Origin of the sequence: Micromonospora globispora, from assembly GCF_003857015.1 — a bacterium.
GTDB classification, from domain to species: Bacteria; Actinomycetota; Actinomycetes; order Mycobacteriales; family Micromonosporaceae; genus Micromonospora; species Micromonospora globispora.
Window position 1 is genome coordinate 1 of the sequence record NZ_QGGF01000792.1, and the last position, 2,378, is coordinate 2,378.

Here is a 2,378-nt window from a genome sequence, read left to right on the forward strand (position 1 = left end):
GCTGGGCGCGGGCCGCCTCGGAGGCGGTCAGGTAGACCTTGAGGTCGGCGTCGGGCGCCACCACGGAGCCGATGTCCCGGCCCTCGATGACGATCCGGCCGGCGTTGGCGATGATCTCCCGCTGCCGGGCGACGAGCAGCTCGCGTACCGCGGGCAGGGCGGCGACCGCGGAGACCGAACCGGTCACCTCGGGGCCACGGATCTCCCTGTCCACGTTCACCCCGTCGGCGGTCACGCCGTAACCCTGGGGGTCGGTGCCGATGCGCAGGTCCACCTCGCCGGCGACCTTGGTCACCGACTCGGCGTCGGTCAGGTCGACCCCGGAGCGCAGGACGGCCCAGGTGATCGCCCGGTACATGGCGCCGGTGTCGAGGTAGCGGGCACCGATGCCGACGGCGAGCCGCCGCGAGACGGTGGACTTACCCGAACCGGATGGCCCGTCCACTGCGACCACGCACCGCCCGGTCCGTTCGTTCTCCCCCACCGTGTTCCTCCTCAGCCCGTACCTCGCGGGTCGCCGGTGTCTCCGACGCCGTTGAGCGGTTGTTCATCGTCAATGATGCCTGCGGCCCCGACCGGACCGCGCGCGATGCCGCCGGGCGCGACCCGCGCCACCCACGGCCGCGCCACGACCTGGAGCCGTCGCCGGCCGCGACGAAGCCTACCGCCAGCGGTACCCGGAACGACGCCGGTCAGTCGCCGACGGCCTTGAACAGGGCGGCGACCTCGGCGTTGGTCAGCCGGCGGGTCCGTCCGGCGCGCAGGTCGCCCAGTCGGATCGGCCCGATCGACGTCCGCACGAGCCGGGACACCGGGTGCCCCACCTCGGCCAGCAGCCGCCGGACGATGTGCTTGCGCCCTTCGTGCAGGGTCAGCTCCACCTGGGCGGTTTTGCCCAGGGTGTCCACCACCTTGAAGGAGTCGACCTGCACCGGGCCGTCCTCCAGCTCCACGCCGGCCATCAGCCGCTTGCCGAGGTTGCGCGGGATCGGCCCGGCCACCTCGCACAGGTACGTCTTCTGCACCCCGAACGACGGGTGCATGAGCCGGTGGGCCAGGGTGCCGTCGTTGGTGAGCAGCAGCAGGCCCTCGCTGTCCGCGTCGAGCCGCCCGACGTGGTAGACCCGCTGCTCGACCCGGTTGCCGAGGAAGTCCGCCAGGGCGGTGCGCCCCTTCTCGTCCGCCATCGTGGAGACCACGCCGCGCGGCTTGTTCATCGCCAGATAGACCAACCGGGTGTCCACCTGCAGCCGCTCACCGTCGACGTGGATGACATCGCGGGTCGGGTCGGCCTTGTCGCCGAGCTGAGCGACCCGCCCGTTCACAGTGACCCGGCGGCGGAAGATCAGGTCCTCGCAGGCACGCCGCGACCCGACCCCGGCGGCGGCGAGCACCTTCTGCAGGCGCTCGGCGCCCTCGTACACGGGGGCGTCAGTCTTCGGGGCACGGTCATCGCGTCGCATCGGCAAGCTCTTCTACGTCGTCGGGGAGGAAGGGGGCCAGGGGCGGCAGGTCGTCCACCGAGTTCAGCCCCAGCTTCTCCAGGAATATCGTGGTCGTCCGGTAGAGGAAGGCACCGCTTTCCGCTTCGGTGCCGCACTCCTCGACGAGGCCACGGGAGACCAGGGTACGGATCACCCCGTCGCAGTTCACACCGCGGATCGCGGAGATCCGGGAGCGGGTTACCGGCTGCTTGTAGGCGATCACCGCAAGGGTCTCCAGCGCGGCCTGGGTCAGCCGTACCGACTGCCCGTCCAACACGAACCGCTCGACGTAGGTGGCGTATTCCGGGCGGGTGTAGAGACGCCAGCCACCGGCCGCGCGGCGCAGCTCGAAGCCGTGCCCGGCGGCGATGTATCCGGCGGCGATGTCGTCCAGCATCCGCCCGACCCGCTCCGGCGACTGCTCCAGCACCTGGGCCAGGGTCAGCTCGCTGACCGGCTCGTCCACCACCAGCAGGATGGCCTCCAGCGCGCCGCGCAGGTCGGCGTCGTCCAGCTCCGGTGCCGGCTCGGGCGCGGGGGTCGCTCGCCGTCGCCCCGCACCCTGCTTCTTCGGTACGCCGGCAGCCGCGCTCTCCTCCGCCGGCTCGTCCCGCTGGCGGGGCGCGGCACCGGCCTCGCGGCCCTCGTCCGCCGGCGTCGGCACCGCCTCGGTCCGCTCGGCGTCCCCGACCGGAGTCGGGGCAACCTCGGCCGGCTGGGCTTCCTCCGCCGGCGCCGCCAGGGCGGCCCGCCCCGCTTCCTCTGCAGGGTTACCGGCTGCTTGTAGGCGATCACCGCAAGGGTCTCCAGCGCGGCCTGGGTCAGCCGTACCGACTGCCCGTCCAACACGAACCGCTCGACGTAGGTGGCGTATTCCGGGCGGGTGTAGAGACG

The 2,378-nt window shown here is 72.4% G+C and carries 3 protein-coding genes and 1 pseudogene; all 4 read right to left on the minus strand.

Features of this window, described 5'->3' with window-relative positions; translation table 11 throughout:
• Positions 1-484: (d)CMP kinase (gene cmk, locus DKL51_RS34450; RefSeq protein WP_124813322.1), on the minus strand; the 484-nt coding region annotated here is incomplete at its 3' end.
• Between the two features lie 208 nt (positions 485-692).
• The gene (locus tag DKL51_RS34455; RefSeq protein ID WP_109947974.1) at positions 693-1,463 is read right to left on the minus strand and encodes a pseudouridine synthase; all 771 of its coding nucleotides are present in this window, start codon (positions 1,461-1,463) and stop codon (positions 693-695) included.
• Entirely contained in the window at positions 1,450-2,226 is a 777-nt protein-coding gene (scpB, locus tag DKL51_RS34460; RefSeq protein WP_243422781.1) for an SMC-Scp complex subunit ScpB, read from the minus strand. The genes DKL51_RS34455 and scpB overlap by 14 nt, the downstream gene beginning before the upstream one ends.
• Before the next feature lie 17 nt (positions 2,227-2,243).
• A pseudogene (locus tag DKL51_RS34465) lies at positions 2,244-2,378 on the minus strand (SMC-Scp complex subunit ScpB); the annotation flags it as partial.